This is a genomic window from Collimonas pratensis (genome assembly GCF_001584185.1).
GTDB classification, from domain to species: Bacteria; Pseudomonadota; Gammaproteobacteria; order Burkholderiales; family Burkholderiaceae_D; genus Collimonas; species Collimonas pratensis.
The window spans coordinates 1,925,116-1,946,031 of sequence record NZ_CP013234.1; the positions used below are offsets into that span (position 1 = coordinate 1,925,116).

General features: G+C 61.2%; 17 protein-coding genes. 15 read left to right on the forward strand and 2 right to left on the reverse strand.

Annotated elements, in window-relative coordinates; translation table 11 throughout:
- Window positions 1-242: 242 nt before the first annotated feature.
- The 5 genes from CPter91_RS08875 (at window position 243) to CPter91_RS08895 (ending at window position 7,321) form a co-directional block, all read left to right on the forward strand.
- Entirely contained in the window at window positions 243-1,715 is a 1,473-nt protein-coding gene (locus CPter91_RS08875; RefSeq protein WP_417924849.1) for an NCS1 family nucleobase:cation symporter-1, read from the forward strand.
- Window positions 1,716-1,786: 71 nt separating this feature from the next.
- The gene (locus tag CPter91_RS08880; RefSeq protein ID WP_061946029.1) at window positions 1,787-2,521 is read left to right on the forward strand and encodes an aspartate/glutamate racemase family protein; all 735 of its coding nucleotides are present in this window, start codon (window positions 1,787-1,789) and stop codon (window positions 2,519-2,521) included.
- A gap of 772 nt (window positions 2,522-3,293) precedes the next feature.
- Entirely contained in the window at window positions 3,294-3,794 is a 501-nt protein-coding gene (locus CPter91_RS08885; RefSeq protein WP_061939416.1) for a sigma-70 family RNA polymerase sigma factor, read from the forward strand.
- Window positions 3,791-4,750, forward strand: coding sequence for a FecR domain-containing protein (locus CPter91_RS08890; protein WP_061939419.1), 960 nt, complete (start codon window positions 3,791-3,793; stop codon window positions 4,748-4,750). The genes CPter91_RS08885 and CPter91_RS08890 overlap by 4 nt, the downstream gene beginning before the upstream one ends.
- Before the next feature lie 132 nt (window positions 4,751-4,882).
- Window positions 4,883-7,321: a TonB-dependent siderophore receptor gene (locus CPter91_RS08895; RefSeq protein ID WP_082792708.1), complete on the forward strand. Its 2,439-nt coding sequence runs from the start codon at window positions 4,883-4,885 to the stop codon at window positions 7,319-7,321.
- A gap of 84 nt (window positions 7,322-7,405) precedes the next feature.
- Here CPter91_RS08895 and CPter91_RS08900 read toward each other — a convergent pair whose 3' ends face one another.
- Both CPter91_RS08900 and CPter91_RS08905 read right to left on the reverse strand, forming a co-directional pair.
- Window positions 7,406-7,915 carry a hypothetical protein gene (locus CPter91_RS08900; protein ID WP_150119653.1) on the reverse strand — a complete coding sequence of 170 codons (510 nt, stop codon included), beginning with the start codon at window positions 7,913-7,915 and terminating at the stop codon, window positions 7,406-7,408.
- 8 nt (window positions 7,916-7,923) lie between these two features.
- Complete coding sequence (locus tag CPter91_RS08905; RefSeq protein WP_061939425.1) at window positions 7,924-9,678, reverse strand: M48 family metalloprotease; 1,755 nt, start codon at window positions 9,676-9,678, stop codon at window positions 7,924-7,926.
- A gap of 316 nt (window positions 9,679-9,994) precedes the next feature.
- Here CPter91_RS08905 and CPter91_RS08910 point away from each other — a divergent pair, with 316 nt between their 5' ends.
- The 10 genes from CPter91_RS08910 (at window position 9,995) to CPter91_RS08955 (ending at window position 20,907) form a co-directional block, all read left to right on the forward strand.
- Window positions 9,995-11,515, forward strand: a complete 1,521-nt coding sequence (locus CPter91_RS08910) for an outer membrane protein assembly factor BamB (protein WP_150119654.1) — start codon at window positions 9,995-9,997, stop codon at window positions 11,513-11,515.
- 81 nt (window positions 11,516-11,596) lie between these two features.
- Complete coding sequence (locus CPter91_RS08915) at window positions 11,597-12,127, forward strand: DUF2844 domain-containing protein (RefSeq protein WP_082792710.1); 531 nt, start codon at window positions 11,597-11,599, stop codon at window positions 12,125-12,127.
- Between the two features lie 16 nt (window positions 12,128-12,143).
- Window positions 12,144-13,445 carry a DUF3443 family protein gene (locus CPter91_RS08920; RefSeq protein ID WP_082792712.1) on the forward strand — a complete coding sequence of 434 codons (1,302 nt, stop codon included), beginning with the start codon at window positions 12,144-12,146 and terminating at the stop codon, window positions 13,443-13,445.
- Window positions 13,446-13,537: 92 nt separating this feature from the next.
- Window positions 13,538-13,753, forward strand: a complete 216-nt coding sequence (locus CPter91_RS08925; RefSeq protein ID WP_061939432.1) for a hypothetical protein — start codon at window positions 13,538-13,540, stop codon at window positions 13,751-13,753.
- A 134-nt stretch (window positions 13,754-13,887) separates the two neighbouring features.
- Complete coding sequence (locus CPter91_RS08930) at window positions 13,888-14,424, forward strand: transposase (protein WP_061939434.1); 537 nt, start codon at window positions 13,888-13,890, stop codon at window positions 14,422-14,424.
- A gap of 369 nt (window positions 14,425-14,793) precedes the next feature.
- A complete protein-coding gene (locus CPter91_RS08935; RefSeq protein WP_082792714.1) occupies window positions 14,794-15,408 on the forward strand; it encodes a helix-turn-helix domain-containing protein in 615 nt (204 codons plus the stop codon).
- Between the two features lie 279 nt (window positions 15,409-15,687).
- A complete protein-coding gene (locus tag CPter91_RS08940; RefSeq protein ID WP_061939436.1) occupies window positions 15,688-17,076 on the forward strand; it encodes an aminopeptidase P family protein in 1,389 nt (462 codons plus the stop codon).
- 127 nt (window positions 17,077-17,203) lie between these two features.
- Window positions 17,204-18,814, forward strand: a complete 1,611-nt coding sequence (locus CPter91_RS08945) for an ABC transporter substrate-binding protein (RefSeq protein WP_061939438.1) — start codon at window positions 17,204-17,206, stop codon at window positions 18,812-18,814.
- A 156-nt stretch (window positions 18,815-18,970) separates the two neighbouring features.
- Entirely contained in the window at window positions 18,971-19,981 is a 1,011-nt protein-coding gene (locus CPter91_RS08950; RefSeq protein WP_061939440.1) for an ABC transporter permease subunit, read from the forward strand.
- The gene (locus CPter91_RS08955) at window positions 19,978-20,907 is read left to right on the forward strand and encodes an ABC transporter permease subunit (RefSeq protein WP_061939441.1); all 930 of its coding nucleotides are present in this window, start codon (window positions 19,978-19,980) and stop codon (window positions 20,905-20,907) included. Before CPter91_RS08950 ends, CPter91_RS08955 begins: the two co-directional genes overlap by 4 nt.
- Window positions 20,908-20,916 lie beyond the last annotated feature (9 nt).

Consider the following 20,916-nt stretch of genomic DNA (forward strand, 5'->3'; position numbering starts at 1 on the left):
GCCGTCTTGTCGCCTCCAGACAACTACCTTTTCCCGATTTCCTCTATGTCAGATGAGTAAAACCCTTGTCATGCAAGCTGCTTGGCACGGTTCTGGCTTCATGTAAATCCAGGATTGTGCGCAATATTGAATTTGATTGTGCATATATGAGGGCTGATGGCCGCGGGAGTCGCAGGCGTCCCATCGCCGATGACAATTTGACGCACCGCCTACCCAATCACACACATACCGGATCAGGAGTCATGATGGAACAGCACAATGCGATCATCAAGCCGTCGTACCACGACAGGCTCACCAATGAAGACCTGGCGCCGCTGAAAAAGCAGACCTGGGGCAGCTACAATATTTTTGCATTCTGGATGTCGGACGTGCACAGCGTCGGCGGCTACGTGACCGCCGGCAGCCTGTTCGCGCTGGGCCTGAGCAGCTGGCAGGTGCTGGTGTCGCTGCTGGTGGGGATTGTCATCGTGCAGTGTTTCGCCAACCTGGTGGCGAAGCCGAGCCAGATTACCAGCGCACCTTATCCGGTGATTTGCCGCACCACATTCGGCGTGCTGGGGGCGAATATACCGGCCATTATCCGCGGCCTGATCGCGGTGGCCTGGTACGGCATCCAGACCTACCTGGCGTCGGGCGCCTTCCTGCTGATCGTGCTCAAGTTTTTCCCGCAGATGGCGCTCTACGCAGACGTCAAGCAATACGGCTTTGCCGGCCTGTCTTACCTCGGCTGGCTTGGTTTCATGGTGATGTGGGTGCTGCAAGCCATCGTGTTCTGGACCGGCATGGATGCGATCCGCAAATTCATCGACTGGGCCGGTCCCGCCGTGTATGTGGTGATGCTGCTGCTGGCCGTGTGGCTGATCAGCAAGGCCGGCTGGAGCAACATCGACCTCAACCTGGGCGGCATCAAGTACAGCGGCACGGCGGCTTTGCCGATCATGATCAATGCGACCGCGCTGGTGGTGTCTTACTTCTCGGGGCCGATGCTTAATTTCGGCGATTTTTCGCGCTATGGCAAGGATTACCAGTCGGTCAAGCGCGGTAATTTCTGGGGCTTGCCGGTGAATTTCCTCGGCTTCTCGTTGCTGACAGTGGTCTGCATCGCCACCACCCTGCCGCTGTATGGCAAGCTGATCACCGATCCGGTGGAGATGGTCGGCCATATCGACAACACCTTCGCGGTGGTGCTGGGCGGCCTGACTTTCATGATCGCTACGGTGGGCATCAACATCGTCGCCAACTTCGTCTCGCCGGCCTTCGATTTTTCCAACGTGGCGCCGAAGCAGATCAGCTGGCGCATGGGCGGCATGATCGCGGCGGTGGCGTCGGTCTTCATCACGCCCTGGAATTTGTTCAACAATCCGCACGTGATCCATTACACGCTGGATATCCTCGGTTCTTTCATCGGCCCTTTGTTCGGCATCCTGATTGCGGATTTTTACCTGGTCAAGAAGCAGCAGGTGAGCGTCGACGACCTCTACAGCATGGATGAGAAGGGCGCTTACTGGTACCGCAATGGCTACAACCCGAAAGCCATCATGGCGCTGATCCCGTCCGCCATCATTCCGATCCTCTGTGTGCTGGTGCCGGCTTTCGGCGGCCTGGCCAATTTCACCTGGTTCATCGGCATGGGCTGCGGCCTGCTGATCTACTGGACCATCAGCGTCCGGCAAGTGCTGCCGGCAGCGGCTACGGCCGCGACCGAAATGCCCTAGTCCCAGCAGCCGGCCTGGCGATGCCGGGCCGGCCATGCCGCCGCGGCGGCGATTTTTACCGGCATCCCATTTTGAAAATCAAGATCATCAATCCCAACACCACCTGGAGCATGACCAGGAAAATCGGCCAGTGCGCGCGCCAGGTCGCGGCGCCCGGCACCGAGATCGTGGCAGTCAGCCCGGATATGGGGCCAGCCTCCATCGAAAGCCATTACGACGAAGCCCTTAGCGTGCCCGGCATCCTGCAGGAAATCCGGCTGGGCGAAGCGGCTGCGGTCGATGCTTACGTGATCGCCTGCTTCGGCGATCCCGGCCTGTACGCCGCGCGCGAGGCTGCGCGCGGCCCGGTGATCGGCATCGCGGAAGCGGCGATGCACGCGGCCAGCATGATCGGCGCCAGCTTCAGCGTGGTCACCACCCTGGAGCGCACTTGCGGCATCGCCTGGCATCTGGCCGAGCGCTACGGCATGCAGCGCTTCTGCCGCAAGGTGCGCGCCTGCAAGCTGAACGTACTGGAGCTGGAACAACCCGGATCGGCGGCCTACCGCATCATCCTGGAAGAATGCCGGCAGGCGCTGCAGCAGGATCAGATCGACAGCATTGTGCTTGGCTGCGCCGGCATGACCGATCTCTGCCGGGCCATCGAAGAAGAGCTGGGCATCGCCGTAATCGACGGCGTGGCAGTGGCGGTGAAGCTGGCGGAAAGCCTGGTGCATCTGGGCCTGAAGACCGGCAAGCGCGGCGACCTGGCCTATCCGCTGCATAAGCCGTATAGCGGCTTGCTGCAAAATTTTGCCCAGACCTAGCGGCAGGCCCTAGGCCTTGCACTCTTCGGTGCATTTCCATTGCACCAAATCCGGGCGTGCCGGCCATGGCGCCGGGAATTTGTCAAAACAATCCCGTTTTCCACGATTGGTCTCTGCCGCGCCGCCAGCTCTTTCCCAGCTGCGCTGATGGCGTCGCCGTTGCCGGCGCTTGAATCAAAAGACAAGATGCTTTTCTTTGTATAGATTTTTTTGTTCTATCTATATACGTTTTTCGCGATAAGAAAAACCTAAGAGAAGCGGCTCGCGCTTGGCCTCGATATTGCTTCTATCTGTGAAGTGAGGCGGCTTATGCCATTAGTCATTTGTGGACATCGGTTCGCCTCATAGACAACCCTGTCTGCCTGATTGTCCAGTGGCGGCGGCTGTTCAAGGTAACAGTGGAAACCGCTATTTCCACACTTGTTAACAGCAAGCCAAGCAAATGTTCAAATAATTAAATGTTTAGTGAAAATTATGTTGCTTAGTCCCGTTTGTCTGGTTGACGGCCAACGCAAATTAGCCCTACATTTTGGTCTTGAATTAAGTAGAGCTAAAATTCGGTACGCGTCTTTTTTGCAATGTTTTCGTTTTGCAAAGAGACGTCGCAGGAGCGTCAGTACCGAAAAAAGCCAAGCTGTTTTTACGCAATTTTTGGCGCCCCTGACTTCGAGCCTGGCTTTGCCAGTGCTTTGGCAAAACTTATATCCAATAAGGAAAGCTGATAGTCAGACGCCGGAACATGCCGCGAAAGAGCAACATAGGAGAGCCGCTTATGCCCAAGGTTGAGGCTACATCGATACAGTCCTTATATGTTGAGCACCATAACTGGTTGGTAGGATGGCTGCGCCGGCGCCTCGGCAATATCGACCACGCCGCGGATATCGCCCAGGATACGTTTGTACGGGTACTGCTGAAATCGGCGATCGAAGTGATCGAAGAGCCGCGCGCCTATCTGACGGTCATCGCCAAGGGCCTGGTTGCCAACGCCCACCGGCGCGATGCCTTGGAACGCACTTACCTGGAAACGCTGGCGATGGTGCCGGAAGAGCTGGCGCCCTCGCAGGAATACCGTGCGATGCTGCTGGAAACCTTGTTTGAAATCGACGCCATGCTGGACCAGCTGCCGGCCAAGGCGCGCAGCACCTTCCTGCTGTCGCAGCTGGAAGGCCTGACCTATGCCGAGATTGCCGAGCGCCTCGATATTTCCGTGCGTACCGTCAAGCGCCACATGGTGCTGGGCTTTGAACAATGCCTGATGTTTTCCCTGCCATGAACGACACCCCCATCAATCCCGCCATTATCCGCGAAGCCGCAACCTGGCTGATGACCTTGCACGGCGGCGAGGCCACCGAAGCCGACCAGAGAGCCTGGCAGCGCTGGCGTTCGCGCAGCCCGGAACATCAGCGCGCATGGATGTGCGCGCAAAAGATCAATAGTGCGTTCAGCGACATCCCGGCCGAACTGGCCATGCCGGTGCTCGACCGTCCGGTATCGTACCAGCAGCGGCGCACCGCTTTGAAAGCCTTGTCGCTGCTGCTGACGGCAGCGCCGGCGGCGTGGCTGGCGACCAGGTTGCCGTGGGAAGAATGGACTGCCGACTACCAGACCGGCACCGGCGAGCAGCGCGACGTGGCGCTGGCCGATGGTTCCCGCCTGATGCTGAATACGGCCAGTGCGGTCGACGTCAAGTTCGATGCCGCCCAGCGCCTGGTGCGCTTGTATACCGGCGAGATGCTGGTCACCACCGGTCGCGACCAGCGCTTTCCGGCGCGGCCGTTCCTGGTGCAGACCCGGCATGGCATGCTGCGCGCGCGCGATACCCGCTTCGATGTGCGGCAGGAGGGCATGCGCAGTCATGTGGCGGTGTTCGAGGGCGCGGTCGAAGTGGTGCCGCAAAAATCCGCAGGCATGGCGTTGCTGCTGAAGGCCGGCCAGCAATGCGTATTTACCGCCAAAGGCGTGGAGCCGGTGCAGCAGGCCGACGGCAGTCTGGCGCTGTGGTCGCAAGGGGTGCTGGTCGCCGACAAAATGCGGCTTGCCGATTTTGTCGACGAATTGGCGCGCTACCGGCACGGCCGTCTGATCTGCGATCCAGCGGTCGCCGAGCAGCGGGTTTCGGGCGCGTTCCAGTTGAACGATACCGACCAGGTGCTGTTTTTGCTCAGCAAGGTCCTGCCGGTGCGGGTAGAAAAAATCAGCCGCTACTGGGTGACGGTGACTAAAGCTTAAGCGCCGGCTGATGCAGTTGAATGCCTCCATGTTTGCTTCCTGGCGGGATGGTGATATATGGCGATGCCCTTTTTTATCTGTCCGGGCGCGCCAGGCAGGTGCTTGTGACGGTTAACCGAGAAAGCAATTCGTATGGTTTTACAAAATTCTCGGCAACGGATTCTTGATACATCGCGGCCGCTCTCGATCGCCATGCGGCTGCACGTGGCCTGCTGGTGCCTGGCGTCGGCGGGCTTTGCCACCCCTCAGCTGGCATGCGCCCAAGCCATGCAGCTGGAAAAAAATTATACGATCGGCGCCGGCAAGTTAAGCCAGGTGCTGGCGGTTTTCGCGGCGCGCGCCGGCATTTCTCTTGTGTATGATCCGGCGCTGGTACTGGACAAGGTCAGCCCCGGCCTGAGCGGGAATCATGCGCTGGGCGATGCGTTTGCGCGCCTGTTGAGCGGCACCGGACTGGAAGCGGTAGCCAAGGCTGAGGGTGGCTACGCGCTCAGGCCGAAGCCGGCATCGCCGCCGCTGCTGGCGCCGCAGCCGCTGTCTGCCGCCAACGCGCAGGCGGCTGCCGCCGGCGCCCGCGACGATGCGGTATTGATGGAACTGGTGGTGGTTCCGCCCAACGAGCCGCCAGCCGCCATCTGGGGCGTGGCCGCCGCCAGCAGCAGCGCCACCCGCACCAGCACGCCGCTTGCCGAAATTCCGCAATCGGTGCAGGTGGTGACGCAAGACATCTTGGCCAGCCAGCAATCGCAATCTGTGCTGGATGCCTTGCACGACGTCAGCGGCGTCAATATCTATAATCGCGGCGTCGCCACCGCGGTGTATATCCGCGGCTTCCTGGCGCCGGCCCGCATCAATGGCCTGGCTCAAGGGCCGTCGCTGATCGACGATGCCAGCTCGCCCTTGCATACGCCGCTGGCGGCGATCGACAGGATCGAAGTCCTCAAGGGCGCCGATTCGATTGTCGCCAACGGCGACATGGAGCCGGGCGGGCTGGTCAACATCATCACCAAGCAGCCGCAGGCCGAGCCGGTGCGGCAACTGACGGTGGAGACCGGCACTCAGGGGCACCAGCGGGTAGCGCTGGACCTGGCCGGAGCTTTGTCGGAGGATCAGGTCTGGACTCACCGCACCATCCTCTCCGCCAGCCGTGACGCCGATGCCATCGACCGCTACGACAGTGCGCGCGACCTGTATTTCGCGCCTTCGCTAGGCTATCGCCATGACGGCACCGTGGCCGTGGCCGGCATCAGTTACCAGCGCAATTTGCAGGCGAATGAAGGCCTCGGTCCGCTCGGTGTGGTGGACGACGGCTTGCTCAGCAACAGCCTTGGCGCCAGCTTCGACCTGCAGCAGAAGCTGGGCAGCGGCTGGGGCTGGCAGAGCAAAGGCAATTACATGCGCACGCGCTTGTTTTCGCGTTCGTACGACTGCGACCCGAGCGGCGTCGGCAGGGCGCTCCGGACTTGCCAGCCGCAGGCGCTGGAGTCGATTTCCTATGGCTGGAATCTGGAAAATAGCCTGCATGGCAGTTTTCATACCGGCCCGCTCAAGCATACGGTGCTGGCAGGCATGGCGCTCAACTACAGTTGGCGCGCGGTGCCGATGGCGGAAACAGGTGCGCCCATGATGGCGACGCTGGAGCGCCGCAGTTTGCCGGAAGTGCCGGCGGGAAATCTGACGCCGGCCGGGCCATCGGTGACGCTCAACTATAACAACTGGTTTGTGCAGGATCAGATGGCTTGGCGGCGCTGGCATTTCCTGGCCAACCTCGGTTATACCCGCGCCTGGTCGCATTCCACCGATCCGTACACGGCGGAAGTGACTTCCCTGCATCCGCTCAGCAAGCCGGTCTACAATATCGGCCTGTCCTATCAACTGAGCGATAAGCTCTCGCTGTACCTCAATCGGCAAAAGAGTTTTGTGCTGCAGGCGCCGACTGCACCCATTCGCTACGACGGCGGCCCGCCCGGGTTATACAACCTGCCGTCGACCGACGGCAAATCGCTGGAAGCCGGTATCAAGCTAAGCATGCTGGACGAGCGTTTGCTGTTGACGGTCTCGGCGTTCCGGGCATCCCATGCCGGCGTCCTTTACAGCGATGGCAGCGACAGCAGCTCGTCTACTTTGCTGCAGGCGCCCACCATCAGCCGCGGCGTGGAGTTCGACCTGAACGGCAGTCCGCTGCCTGGCTGGAATCTTACCGCGGCCTACAGCTATACCGATTTTTCCTATGGTCTGATCCCCGGGTTTGATGTCATATCTTCGCTGATTGCGCGCCACCAGGCTAGCTTCTGGAGCAGCTACGATCTGCAGACGCCAGCCTGGCGCGGCTGGGGCTACGGCGTTGGCGCGACTGCCCGCGGCGGTTATCCCAACAACAGCGGCGACCATATCGGCGGCCAGGTCGCGGTCGACGGCAACCTGCGCTATGCCAACAAACTGTGGTCGCTGACCCTGGGCGTGCGCAATCTCCTCAACCGCCGCCTGTACGGCAGCTTCGCCAATCTGGAGCAAGGCATCGGCTTTGAGCCGGGACGGGTATTCGTGCTGACCGGCCGCTATAATTTTTAGCGCCGTTCAGCGTCGTTCAGCGTCATTCGGTGTCTTGAAGCAGGGCCGGCAAGATCCGCCGGCCCTGTCAGACGAAGCAATCGCCTAACGCACCTTTTCCTGCGCCGGCATCAGCGTCAGGTTTTCACCCTGAGGCGTGCGCAGCGCCTTGCCGGCCATCTTGCGGACCGCCTTGGCGCTGCCGACGGTGACTGGCAGCGACACCGCCTTGGTGCGGTCGCCCAGCGTGACGAACACATTCAGCTCATACACGCCATCGGCCGCGGCGCGGACGTTGGGCGTATCGGTGACCACGCCATCCTGGTTGCTGACCAGGTTGGCGCTGCCTAGTGTGACCACGGACAGGCCGGCAGTGCTGCGATATTCCACGTGCAGCGGGGTGTTCGGCTGGTCGGTGGTGAATTGCAGCAGGATCGGCAGGATCGCATTCTTGCTGGTAGCACTGCCGGATGCCAGCTCGACTGTGACGGGGGCACTGACTTTTTCGCCATGGCTGGCGGTGGCTGGTTTTTGCGCGATCTCCGGCAGCGGTTTGGCGATGCCATGCTGCATGCCGCAAGCCAGCACGGCCAGCGCCAGGAGGCGGGTTTTCATCAGGATGGTCATTGCATTTCTCCGGTTTTGACTTGTGCCAGCAGGATCTTGAAGCAGCCGCTGTTGGCGCTGGCGTTGATGGTGGCGACGTAATCGTCCTGCGCCGGCAGATCGTAATCGACATTGTAGGTATCGCCGAGGTTCGGATCTTTCACCAGCTTGCCCGCAATCGGCTGGCCCTTGCTGTACAGCTGGAAGGACGGAGACAGGCCGCCGTCGGCGCTGATGCGCACCGTTTGCTTGCCTGTCTGCGGCAGGCTGAAGCGCAGGTAGCGGTAGACGCCCAGCTTGTTGCTCTTGCCGTAGGCGGTGGTGGTGCAGACCGTCGCATCCTTGCCGACCGTGCCGGTTTTTGATTTTACGCCGGCTTCCAGCGCGGTATACACCGGCAGCACAAAATCCTTGTTGGCGGCGATCACCGCTGGCGGCAAAGCGCTTTGCCCGAGGCCGAACATGTCGAGCTTATCCTTGTTGGCGGTATTGATTTCCGCCAGCAGGTTGTCGAGAGTGGCCTGGCCGCCGGCATTGATATTACCGCGTAGCGCAGTTGCAAAAGAAAACAGGCTGGTGAAGGCCGGTGATTTTTTTTGCGCCGCCATGGCCTGGTAAATCGGCAGGAAGCCGATGTCCGGCGACTGATGCAGGCGATACAGCACAGACTGTATCGCGACTTCGCCGAACCAGCCTTTGGCGACATTGTCCGGGATCTCGTCAACCTTGAACACTACGCCGACATTGGCTTGCGCCGCTCCCTGAGTGTCGACATACATCGGGTCGTTGCGCGCCATGCTGGAGAACGCGTTGCCCCAGCCTTCGCTGAACGCCAGCCGCATGTCGAGCAGGTTGGCGCTGCTGTGCGAACCGCCGATGCTGTCGTCGCGCGAGAAGCTGGCCTGGAAATAGTGGCCCCATTCATGGGCGATGACGCCGGCGTCATACTCATCGGTGTCGACATCCTCATGGCCGAGGATATGCAGTCCGCGCAAGGTCTTGTCGCCGGAACCGCTGAAGTAGGTGCCATCGTCGCTGCCCGGACTCCAGAATACATTCAGCGGCGGGAAGCTCAGGTTCTGGTCGGCTTCCAGCACTTTATGGCTGGCGCTGTAGACCGTGTCGAGAATGGCGAACGGCCCGGCGCTGCGCGCATTGGCGTAGCTCGCTGTCGCCGCATCCCAGCCAGAGGCGGCATTGAGATCATGGATGCTGGCTTTCTTGCCGCTGTTGAAGCTGGCGCCATCCATCGCAAACAAGGCGGCGCCGTCGACCGAGACGCCATAGCCATCCGATGAACTGTCACGCACCGCGAAATTCCAGCTGGGCCCAGCAACCTTGCCGGCGCTACGCAGCATCTGCGCCTTGGCGCGCACGTGGACTGCGGTGTCCAGCGGCGCCTGGAAGCTGTAGCTGCCGAGCGCGTCGGTTGCGGTCGACAGCAATACCTTGCTGGTTTTATCGTTGATCAGTTCGACCACGACATTGCGCGCAGGCTTTTGCAGAGTCTTGGCGTAGTCAAGCTTGGCCAGCCATTGGCCCTGCCGGTCCTTGCTGGCTACCGCGGGTACAAAATCGTAGGTGATGCGGCCGGATACGGTGGCAGCCGTGGCCGTGCCTTTTGGCGCTTGCGCGGCTGATGCCATGCTTTGATTCTGCGCTGTTTCTGCGCTGACGGCCGGCCCGGAACTGTCGCCACCGCCGCAGCCTGCCACCAGCAGTGCGGCGAAGGTTGCCGCGGCCGGATCCAGCCATTTTCTGTAACTACCCATATGCAAAACTCCCGATTTATAGTTTAGAAGCGAGCACTCGGTCGTTGATAGAGAACCCTTCGTGAAGGTTTTATCAACACTCCTTATTCATGTTGCCCCGTGAAAATTTAAAAGAGGCCATGCGCGACAACTATTTTTTTCTCCGGCAGCAGCCTGCGGCTCATCGATGTCAACGTCGCGCCGGCATTTTCTGTCGCAAACAGTTACAAATATTCGGGCCTGGGCGTGGCCCTTTTTCTTTTCTGGACGGGCATCTCTAGTGAAGACGCGGCGGGCAGTTACGGCAGCGTGTCCATAACATTCGGGGAGAAAATCGGTGAGATCAAAGTCTGGAACCTATCCGCTGTGCATAGCTTTTCTTGGCTGCATGCTGACCGCCTGCGGCGGCGGCAGCGATGCGCCCAGTTCTGCGCTAAGCAACGCCACAAACAATCCGGCGCCAACACCGGCGCCTGTCACGACACCGGTCACACCGCCGGCGACAACGGTGCCGCCGACCACAGTAACGCCGACGCCGACGCCGGCAGTCCCCGGCAGCAAGAAGTGGGTATTCGACACCAAAGGCTTGTCAGGCTTTTTCTCTCCCGCGCTCGGCGCCGACGGCACCATCTACATAGGCGCCAACAATGCGCCGCTCAACCAGGTTACCGGCAAGCTGTACGCGGTCAAGCCGGACGGCAGCGAGAAATGGGAGTACCCGGCCGGCAGCGCCAGCATCGGCGGCATCAGCTCTTCCGCCGCGGTGGCGGCCGACGGCACCGTGTATATGGGTTCCTACGATCAGAAGCTGTACGCACTGAATGCGGACGGCACGCTGAAATGGACCTTCCAGAGTACCGGCGTGGTCAGCTCGACCCCGGCCTTGGGCGCCGACGGCAGCGTGTATGTCGCCGCCGCCAATGTGGTCTATGCGCTGGACGCCGTCAGCGGCGCCTCCAAATGGTCGGTGAAACTGGGCGGCACGGTGCGTTCGTCGCCGGCCTTGAGCGCCGCCGGCGTACTGTATGTGGGGTCCGACGACGGCCACCTGACGGCGCTGGCGATGGCGGACGGCAGCAAGAAGTGGGATCACGATTTCGCGGCGGATGGCTATTTCAACCGGGATGCGGCCGGCAACCTGAGAACACCGTCGAAAAATCCGGCGGTGTCGTCTTTGCCCTCGATCATCCAGGTGGATTCCTCGCCCGCCATCGGTGCCGACGGCACGGTGTATGTCGGCGTCGACGGCTATGCCGGGCCTTTCTACCAATCGCTGCCGGTGGGCCTGGTGTGCGCCCTGGATCCTGCCAGCGGCGCGCTGAAATGGAAGTACGGCACCAATGACTGGGTCCAGGCCTCACCCGTGATCGGCGCCGATGGCACGGTATATGTCGGCGCCAACGGCAGCGACAGCGTGTTCTACGCCCTCAATCCGCAGACCGGGGCAGCAGCCTGGGGCTACAGCGTGGGCGGCGGCGTCACCGACGCCAGCCTGGCGGCAGACGGTACGGTCTACCTCGGCCTCGGCAACAACGCGCTGACTGCATTGACGGCGCCAGCCGCCGGCAGCAGCGACAGCGTGAGCTTGTCTTACCTGAATTATGGGCAGGCGCAGGAACATGGCGGCCTGACCACGCTGAAGGCGGGCAAGGCGCTGTGGAGTTTTGTCATCCCGCCGGCCAGTCCGCTCAATCCGAGCACGGTCGGGGCATCGCCGGCGATTGCCGCCGACGGCACCATCTACATCGGTTCCGAAGAAGGCCATTTGTACGCGATCAACGGCAAGGCGGCGCTGGCGACCAGCGCCTGGCCGAAATTCCATGGCGGCGCCGCTAACAGCGGCCGTTCCGTGCAGTGAGCGGCAAGCGTGCAAGCGTGCAAGGCAAGTAGTCCGGTGCGGCAGAACTGCCGCCGACACATTCTTGAAAGGTAAGACAGCATGAGAAGCTATCCGACAACATTCATGGCCGCCACGCTGTTGCTGGCGGCAGCGCTGCCGGCCTGGGCGGCGCTGGGCGGCGCCGTCAGTTCGGTGGAAGCCGACCGCATCGCCTTGCGTGGCGCACCCGCCGCTGGCGCGCAGGCAGCGGCCAAGGCCGGCGCCGCGCGCGACGGCAGCAGCGCGCAGCCATCCGCGCTTTACAGCGTGCAGGCATTCGCGCTTTACAGCGTGCAGGCATTCGCGCTGCCGAACGGCACCGAAGTGCGCGAGTTCGTGGCAGCCGGCCAGGTCTTCGGCGTTGCCTGGCAGGGCGCCAGCCAGCCCAATCTGCGCCAGGTGTTCGGCGATCAGATGTATGAGGTCTATCTGCAATCGCTGAAAGAGCAGGGTACTCCAGGAAGCCGCACTTTCGTGCTGCGGCAGAGCGCTCTGGTGGTGCACTCCTTCGGGCTCCCGGGCAATTTCAGCGGCCAGGCCTATCTTCCACAGCAATTGCCGGCAGGCGTCAGCGCCGCCGTCATCAAGTAAGCGTAAGGGAAATGACATGCGAAAATTATTGACGATTGCAGCTCTGCACGGGCTGCTGCTGATGACGGCGTGTTCCGACGGCGGCAGTTCAGGTGCGGCCGCCAGCGCTAACAGCGCACCGCTGGCGATGGCGCCGGCGGCGGGCGCTCCGGCGGCCGCCAACGTGGTGCCGCTGGTGATCGACTCCGGTCCGAACAAGGCAACCAGCCTGCGGCCTTTCATCAGCGTCACCTTGTGCGCGCCGGGCGATCCGAGCAATTGCCAGACCATCGACCACGTCATGGTGGATACCGGTTCTTCCGGCTTGCACATCGCTTCGTCGGCCGTCAACGCCAAGCTCAAGCAAGCGCTCAAGCCGATCGCCGATCCGAAAGTCAGCGGCAACGTGCTAGCCTTGTGCGAACAGTACGTCACCAGTTTCAACTGGGGATCGCTGGTCAGCGCCGACGTCCAGATCGGTGGCGAAAGCGCGGCTGCCGTGCCGACCCAGCTGCAGGACGATCCCAGCTTCAGCAAGGTGCCGGCGGACTGTTCCGATGGCCACGGCACGCAATCCAACAGCGACCCGGCGGTGGCCGGCGTCAACGGCCTGATCGGCGCCAGCCTGGACGGTGTCGACAACGGCTCGTATTACTCTTGTCCTGCGGCGGGCTGCACCGGCACCGAGCTCAACGCTCCGGTCGCCACGCCTAGCGTCAGCCCGCAGACCAAGTTCGCGGTGGATAATAACGGCGTCATCATCGATTTGCCGGCGGTGCCGGTGCCAGGCGTGACCACGCTGACCGGCAGCATGACTTTCGGTATCGGCACACAGAGCAATAACCAGTTGCAGGGAGTGGCGGCAAAGGTCTATCCGGTGCTGACCAATGTCTTCGGCAACGCCTTGCTGAAAACCACGTTCAGCGGCCATGACTACAACTACACCTTCATCGACAGCGGCAGCGCCTACTACTCGTTCAACACGCCGGACGTGGCGCTGCTGCCGCAATGCCCAAGCAACCTGGCCTCCTATGGCGGCGGCTTCTACTGCCCGGCTTCGGCGGTGGCGCTATCAGCGGTGCTGACCGGTAACGACGGCACCGTCAGCGTGCCGATGGATTTCTCGATCGGCAACGCCGAACAGATCCTGAGCACCAACAACGCGGCTCTCAACGGGCTCGGCAGCGTGTCTTTCGACGGTGGCGCGCTCAACGTGTTTGACTGGCCGCTACAGTTTTTCTACGGCCGCAGGATGTATTTCTCTGTCAAGAACGGCAAGACCAGCGCCGGACCGGACGGCAAGCAGATCGGCAACGGTTTCTATGCCTTCAAGTCCTGACGGCGGGGCCGGCGCGCCGGATTGATTTCCAGGGTTGTCCTGCGCGCGCCGGGCAACCTTCTTTGTTGAAAATGTAGAGAAAGGAGTCGAGCATGACTGCCTATATGGACCGGTCGGACCGGCTTTCATTGCTGACCCAGGCCGCCGCCGAGGCGACCGGCAAGCGTTTTTGCTCGCATCACCAGGCCCAGGTAGCGGCCAGTGATGGCGATTTCGTGATGCGCAATAAAACCCGGCGCTGGATCTGTTTTCGTTGTCAGAAAAATATCCAAAGTCAGAATGCGGCGCTGGTAAAACGGCGCGCCTGATTGCCGGCACCACGGCAGATTCCACTGTTACAAATTATTTTGGTTCGGAATGGCCCCTTTTTGCATGCTCGCGGGGCAAGCAAGGTAGGGGAGTTGAGAGTAGTCATGTCGTGACCGAAAAGAAGTGAGCAGCCATGTCGAGCATCTACGGAATCAATCGGGGCCATGCCGAGAGTGCGGTTTTCTCGGGGAAAAAACAAAATATCGCCAGCGCATCGTATATGAAGCTGAAGGACGAGCAGTGGGAGAAGCTGGAGCCCATGCTGCGTGGAAAAGAGGGGGATGCCGGCGCCAGGGGGCGCGACAACCGCCTGTTCATCGACGCCGTCTTGTGGATTTCGGGCAGCCGCCGCCTGTGGCGCGACCTGCCGCTGCGGTTCGGCAAGTGGAACACCGCCTACATGCGCTTCATGCGCTGGAACCAGAGCAACCTCTGGCACCGTCTCGCCGAAAACATCAAGGACGATCCCAGGCTGCAGGCGGCGTTCGACAACATCGTCGACTATGGCGATGAATGGACCTTGCGCATCAAGCAGCGCGCTTCCAGGCGCGTCAGCCGCGAAGCCTACGACGCGGCGGCCAAGCAAGCCTCGGTCGAGGCTGCGCCCGCGGGCGACGATTCGACCCTGCACTGGCTGAGCCTGGTGAACCAGACTTTGCCGCCGGGATGAAGCAGGGGCCGCCGCCACCGTGAGGCGGTGCCGGGCCGCGCTTGGTCGTGGCCGCCTGATTCTCCGTTACAGCAAACGATTGCATCTGCGCGCCCCCCATCATGGGGCGGTGCGCTTTTGGCGTTGTAGCCGCGCCTTTCCATTCAATCCATCATTTCTCTGCCGTTCTCAGGTAATCTAAAAAAGATCCTTGACTCCGGTTTTAGTCTGACTATAATTTCCGACGCCTGACCGAGGACGCAGCAGCGGCAGTCGTTATCGTAATTGCCATATTAAATAAATATTAAAAAATTACTGTCGGACCAGCGGGCGCAGATCGCGCTGTCCGATTTGAATGTAATTAACCAGGTACAGGCCGGAGACAATTGAATGGATATACCAGAGCTGGGGATCTCTATCCGCACGCGGCGTCATGCTATCAACAAGACGCTGGTGGAACTCGCTACCGAAACCGGCTTGACCGCCGGCTTCATTTCACAGCTGGAGCGCAATCTGACCAGCCCTTCGATCACCTCGCTGGTGGTGATCGCCAAGGCGCTGGGGGTGTCGATCGGCGACCTGATCCAGCAGCCCGCGCAGCTGCAGCCGGATACCTACCGCGGCCAGCGCCAGCCGTATTCGGTGGCCAGCGGCCGCGTCAAGTACGAACGGCTGTCGACAGTGTTCCCCGGCAGCCAGGTGCATTCCGTGAAATTCACCATGCCGGCCGGCTACAAGTCAGAGATGGTGTCCCACGAAGGCGACGAAATGATCTATGTGCTCAGCGGCCGGGTCGGCTATACGGTGGGCACCGACAGCTACGTGCTGAATGTCGGCGACAGCCTGCACTTCGACGCCAACATCCCCCACAGCATCGAATCGCTGCCGCATGAAAACCAGGTGGCGGAAGTGATCTGGGTCGGCACCGTATCCTTGTTCGACGGGCCGCAACAGCCAGAACCCGCGGTACAGAAGCATCTGCTGCGCGGCACCGAATTCTTTTGATGCTTTGCCGGCAAGGCGATTCTGGCCGGGTTGTGGCATGATTTTTGCTGTTGCGATACGGGGGCTTTCATGGAGCAGTTCTGGCTAGGCGCCCCCGGGGCGCGTAGACGTGGCCGACGAGGTGGGTACACCTAGACCGGGGCGCGTCACTTGCGTCAAGGTCATATTCATATATGGTAGTTGCAACACAATGGAGAGTGGTAATGGAGCAGACGATGTATCGGCAATGGAAGCAAGCAATAAGCGGCCGCAATTGCCGCAACAGCCCGCGAGGTGCGCATGTTTGAGCCGGCCGTCTACGCACAGCGGCGGCGCCGGCTGAAGCAGCAGTTCTCTTCCGGCTTGCTGCTGTTGCCGGGGAATACCGATGTTTCCATGAACTATCCGCACAATCATTACTGGTTTCGCCAGGATTCTTCCTTCTCTTATTTCTTTGGCCTCGACCAGCCCGAACTGGTCGGCCTGATCGACATCGAAGCCGATACCGACATACTGTTCGGCGACGACGCCGGCCTGGGCGAGGTGATCTGGGTCGGACCGCAAGCCGCGCTGGCGCAGCGCGCCGGCGGCGCCGGCATCGAGCGCGTGCAGCCGTCCCGCGAGCTGGCGGCAACGCTGGCAGAGGCGCGCCGCCAGGGCCGCGCGATTCATTATCTGCCGCCGTATCGCGGCGAAACCATCTTGCAACTGGCCGGCTGGCTGGACTGCACGCCGGCGCAATGCGAGGCCGGCGCTTCCGAAAGCTTGATGACGGCGGTGATTGCGCTACGCGAAATCAAGAGCGACGTTGAAATCCAGGAAATCGAAAACGCCCTCAGCGTCACGCGCGACATGCACCTGGCCGCCATGCTGCAGGCCAAGGCCGATGCCTTTGAATACCAGGTGGTGGCGGCGATGGAAGGCATCATGCGCAGCCACGGCCTGCAGGGTTCTTACCCGATTATTTTTTCCCGCCGCGGCGAGATCCTGCACAACCGCGACCATCACAACCGCTTGCGCAGCGGCGACCTGGTGGTCAACGATGCCGGCGCTTCCAGTGCTCTCGGCTATGCCAGCGACGTCACCCGCACCTTCCCGGTCGGCGGCCGCTTCAGCGAACGCCAGCGCAGCCTGTACGAGATCGTGCTGGCGGCGCAGCAGCTCGCCATTGACATGATACGGCCGGGCGTGTCCTATCTCGAAGTGCACAAGCAGGCCGCGCGCCACATGGTGGCAGCGATGTCTGAACTCGGTTTCTTCCACGGCACGGCGGCAGAGGTGGTCGAGTCGGGCGCTTACGCGATCTGCTTCCCGCATGGCCTCGGCCACCAGATGGGACTGGATGTGCATGACATGGAGGGTTTGGGTGAAACCAGGGTCGGTTATGACGCCAGCGTTAGCCGCAGCGAGCTGTTCGGCCTGCGCAACCTGCGCCTGGCCAAGCCTTTGCAGGCCGGCATGGTGGTGACGGTGGAGCCGGGCATTTATTTCATCCCGGTGCTGATCCAGCGCTGGCGGGAAGAGGCGCGCCACAGTAACCTGATCAATTACGAGAAATTCGCCGAGTATCTGGATTTCGGCGGCATTCGTATCGAAGACGACGTGTTGGTGACGGCTTCCGGCGCGCGCGTGCTGGGGCCGGCGATTCCCAAGAGCTGCGCCGAGATCGAGACGTTGATGGCGGCCTGAGCTGGCCATGTGCGATTGCAATATAAAAGCAGCATCTGAATGTAATGCAGATTCGAGCTTGTGCACCTGATATGAATTGTTGTTAAATGCATCAGTTTCACCATAACCTAACGGAAGAAAGAGACCTATGATGAAAAGAAAATTGATTGCCAAAGCCGCGCTGCTCGCCGTCATGTGCGCCACCGCCGGCTATGCGACTGCCGCCAAGACCTTGGTGTTCTGCTCGGAAGGCAGCCCGGAAGGATTTAATCCGCAGCTGTTCACCACCGGCACCACTTTCGATGCATCCTCGGTGCCAATGTACAACCGCCTGGTCGAATTCGAACTGGGCACCACCAAGCCGATTCCCGGCCTGGCTGAATCCTGGACCGTCTCCGACGACGGCCTGACCTATACCTTCAAGCTGCGCAAGGGCGTCAAGTTCCACAGCAGCGCCAAGTTCAAGCCGACCCGCGATTTCAACGCTGACGACGCCCTGTTCTCGTTCAACCGCATGGGCGACCCCAGCCATCCGTATCACAAGCTGGCTGCCGGCCAGAGCTTTGGCTACTACCTGGACATGGGCATGGACAAGATCATCGACAAGGTGGAGAAGGTCGACGACAACACCGTGGTGTTCAAGCTGAAGCATCCGGAAGCACCGTTCATCGCTGATCTGGGCATGGATTTCGCCTCCATCCTGTCGGCCGAATATGCCGACAACATGAAGAAGGCGGGCACACCCGAAGTGATCGACCGCGAGCCGGTCGGCACCGGCCCTTTCCAGTTCGTCTCCTATCAAAAAGACGCTGTGATCCGCTACAAGGCTTTCGATCCATACTGGGGCGGCCGTCCGAAACTGGACAACCTGATCTATGCGATCACGCCGGATGCTTCGGTGCGCTACGCCAAGCTCAAGGCCAACGAGTGCCAGGTCATGGCGTTCCCGAAACCGGCCGACATCGAATTGATGAAAAGCGATCCGGCCATCACGATGATGACCAAGCCAGGCTTGAACATCGGCTACATCTCGTTCAACGTCGAGAAGAAACCGTTCGACAACAAGCTGGTGCGCCAGGCGCTCAACATGGCGGTCGACAAGCAGACCATCCTCAAGACGGTCTACCAGGGCGCCGGCCTTTCGGCCAAGAACCCGATCCCGCCGACCCTGTGGGGCTATAACGACAAGATCAAGGATTACACCTACGATCCGGCCAAGGCCAAGGAACTGCTGGCCAAGGCCGGCTACCCGAACGGCGTCGAGGTTGAGATGTGGTATCTGCCGGTGACCCGTCCCTACAATCCGGACGGCAAGCGCATGGCGGAGCTGATCCAGGCCGACTGGGCCAAGATCGGCGTCAAGACCAAGCTCACCACCTATGAATGGACCGAGTACCTGAAGCGCAGCAAGCAGGGCGACCAGCAATCGATGATGTTCGGCTGGTCGGGCGACAACGGCGATCCGGACAACTTCTTCGCGCCGCTGCTGGGCTGTGAAGGCGTCAAGGGCGGCGGCAATACTGCGCGCTGGTGCAACAAGGATTACGAAGCGCTGATCCAGAAAGCCAAGCTGACGCCGAAGCAGGACGAACGCGCCAAGCTGTACGAGCAGGCGCAGGTGATCCTGCACGAAGAAGCGCCATGGATCGACCTGGCCCATTCGGTACGTTTCACGCCGATCCGCAAGGAAGTGCTGAACTTCAAGATGGCGGTGTTCGCGCACCATCATTTCGAAAAGGTTGACCTGGCCGGCAAGTAAGGCTGCAACGTAGGGTGGGCACAGCGTGCCCACGCGTGAATTCGTTCTACGCACATACCTATTTCGGCGCCGCGCGGGTCCGTACTCCGGTCATCACGGTCACGCGTGGGCACCTTGTGCCCACCCTACCATTTTTTTATCACGATAGGCATTCCCATGTTTGGATTCCTCCTGCGCCGTGTCGGCCTGGTCATACCGACCTTCCTCGGCATCACGCTGCTGGTGTTTTTATTGATACATCTGATCCCCGGCAACGCCGTTGAAGCCATGACCGGCGAACGCGGCATGGACCCGGCCCGCTATGCGCAAATGGCGCACGACCTCGGCCTGGACCAGCCGATCTACATGCAGTATTTCAATTACCTGGGGAATCTGTTCAAGGGCGATCTCGGCATGTCGATCATGACCCATACCTCGGTCCTGAGCGAATTCAAGACACTGTTCCCGGCGACGCTGGAACTGTCCTTTTGCGCCATCCTGTTTGCGCTGATCATCGGCCTGCCTGCCGGCATGCTGGCGGCGCTGAAACGCAACACCGTGCTGGACTATTCGGTGATGGGCGCCTCTCTCACCGGTTATTCCATGCCGGTGTTCTGGTGGGCCCTGCTGCTGATTCTGCTGTTTTCCGTGACGCTGGGCTGGACTCCGGTCTCGGGCCGCATCGATATCCTGTTCGACGTGCCGCCGGTGACCGGCTTCATGCTGATCGACAGCCTGCTGTCGGACGATAGCGGCGCCTTCAAGTCGGCGCTGTCGCACTTGATCCTGCCGACGATTGCACTCGGCACCATTCCGCTGGCCGTGATTGCGCGCATGACGCGCTCCGCCATGCTGGAAGTCTTGCGCGAGGATTATGTACGCACTGCGCGCGCCAAGGGCCTGTCGCCATGGCGCGTGGTCGGTGTGCACGCCTTGCGCAATGCGCTGATTCCAGTGGTGACGGTAGTCGGCCTGCAGGTCGGCACTTTGCTGGCCGGCGCAATCCTGACGGAAACCATCTTTTCCTGGCCGGGTATCGGCAAGTGGCTGGTGGCTGCGATCCAGCGCCGCGATTATCCGGTGGTGCAGGGCGGCATCCTGCTGTCGGCGATCACCATCATCCTCGTCAACCTGGCCGTCGACCTGCTGTACGGCGTAATCAATCCACGTATTCGCCACCGCTCATGAACACTACCGACACAACGCAGGCGCCTGCGCCGCAAGCCATTTCTATCCCCAAGGCGGCCAGCGCGCCGCCGCATCCGCTGCGCGAATTCTGGGGCTATTTCAGCCAGAACCGCGGCGCCGTCATCGGCCTGGTGATCATCATCGCCATGGTCCTGATGGCGCTGTTCGCCGATATCATCGCCCCGCATTCGCCGATCGAACAGTTCCGCCAATCGACCCTGGTGCCGCCGGTATGGCAAGCGGGCGGCAGCAGCCAGTTCCTGCTGGGCACCGATCCGGTCGGCCGCGACATGCTGTCGCGCCTGATCCATGGCGTCCGCCTGTCGCTGCTGATCGGCCTGGTGTCGATTTCGCTGTCGCTCACTACCGGCGTGCTGCTGGGCCTGCTGGCCGGTTACTTCCGCGGCATGGTGGAAATCGCCATCATGCGCCTGATGGACATCATGTTGGCCTTGCCTAGCCTGCTGCTGGCGATCGCCGTGGTGGCGATCCTCGGCCCTGGCCTGATGAACGCCATGTACGCCATCGCGGTGGTGATGCTGCCGCACTATGCGCGGCAGACGCGGGCAGCGGTAATCGGCGAGATGTCGCGCGACTATGTCAGCGCTTCGCGCATCGCCGGCGCCGGCACCTTGCGCATCATGTTCAACTGCGTGCTGCCGAACTGCCTGGCGCCGCTGATCGTGCAAGCCACGCTGGGCTTTTCGTCCGCCATCCTCGATGCGGCCGCGCTCGGCTTCCTCGGCATGGGCGCGCAGCCGCCGACGCCGGAATGGGGCTCGATGCTGGCCAGCGCCATGGAATTCATCCAGAGCGCATGGTGGGTGGTGGCTTTCCCGGGCCTGGCGATTCTGATCTCGGTGCTGGCGTTCAATTTGATGGGTGACGGCTTGCGCGATGCGCTCGACCCGAAACTGAAACGATAAGGCAGGACT

Coding starts and splice junctions, on each gene's coding strand:
- CPter91_RS08945 (WP_061939438.1), top strand. CDS start 17,204: ATGATGAAAAGAAAATTGATTGCCAAAGCCGCGCTGCTCGCCGTCATG.
- CPter91_RS08900 (WP_150119653.1), bottom strand. CDS start 7,915: ATGAAAACCCGCCTCCTGGCGCTGGCCGTGCTGGCTTGCGGCATGCAG.
- CPter91_RS08925 (WP_061939432.1), top strand. CDS start 13,538: ATGACTGCCTATATGGACCGGTCGGACCGGCTTTCATTGCTGACCCAG.
- CPter91_RS08940 (WP_061939436.1), top strand. CDS start 15,688: ATGTTTGAGCCGGCCGTCTACGCACAGCGGCGGCGCCGGCTGAAGCAG.
- CPter91_RS08915 (WP_082792710.1), top strand. CDS start 11,597: ATGAGAAGCTATCCGACAACATTCATGGCCGCCACGCTGTTGCTGGCG.
- CPter91_RS08875 (WP_417924849.1), top strand. CDS start 243: ATGATGGAACAGCACAATGCGATCATCAAGCCGTCGTACCACGACAGG.
- CPter91_RS08950 (WP_061939440.1), top strand. CDS start 18,971: ATGTTTGGATTCCTCCTGCGCCGTGTCGGCCTGGTCATACCGACCTTC.
- CPter91_RS08890 (WP_061939419.1), top strand. CDS start 3,791: ATGAACGACACCCCCATCAATCCCGCCATTATCCGCGAAGCCGCAACC.
- CPter91_RS08895 (WP_082792708.1), top strand. CDS start 4,883: ATGGTTTTACAAAATTCTCGGCAACGGATTCTTGATACATCGCGGCCG.
- CPter91_RS08920 (WP_082792712.1), top strand. CDS start 12,144: ATGCGAAAATTATTGACGATTGCAGCTCTGCACGGGCTGCTGCTGATG.
- CPter91_RS08935 (WP_082792714.1), top strand. CDS start 14,794: ATGGATATACCAGAGCTGGGGATCTCTATCCGCACGCGGCGTCATGCT.
- CPter91_RS08930 (WP_061939434.1), top strand. CDS start 13,888: ATGTCGAGCATCTACGGAATCAATCGGGGCCATGCCGAGAGTGCGGTT.
- CPter91_RS08885 (WP_061939416.1), top strand. CDS start 3,294: ATGCCCAAGGTTGAGGCTACATCGATACAGTCCTTATATGTTGAGCAC.
- CPter91_RS08955 (WP_061939441.1), top strand. CDS start 19,978: ATGAACACTACCGACACAACGCAGGCGCCTGCGCCGCAAGCCATTTCT.
- CPter91_RS08905 (WP_061939425.1), bottom strand. CDS start 9,678: ATGGGTAGTTACAGAAAATGGCTGGATCCGGCCGCGGCAACCTTCGCC.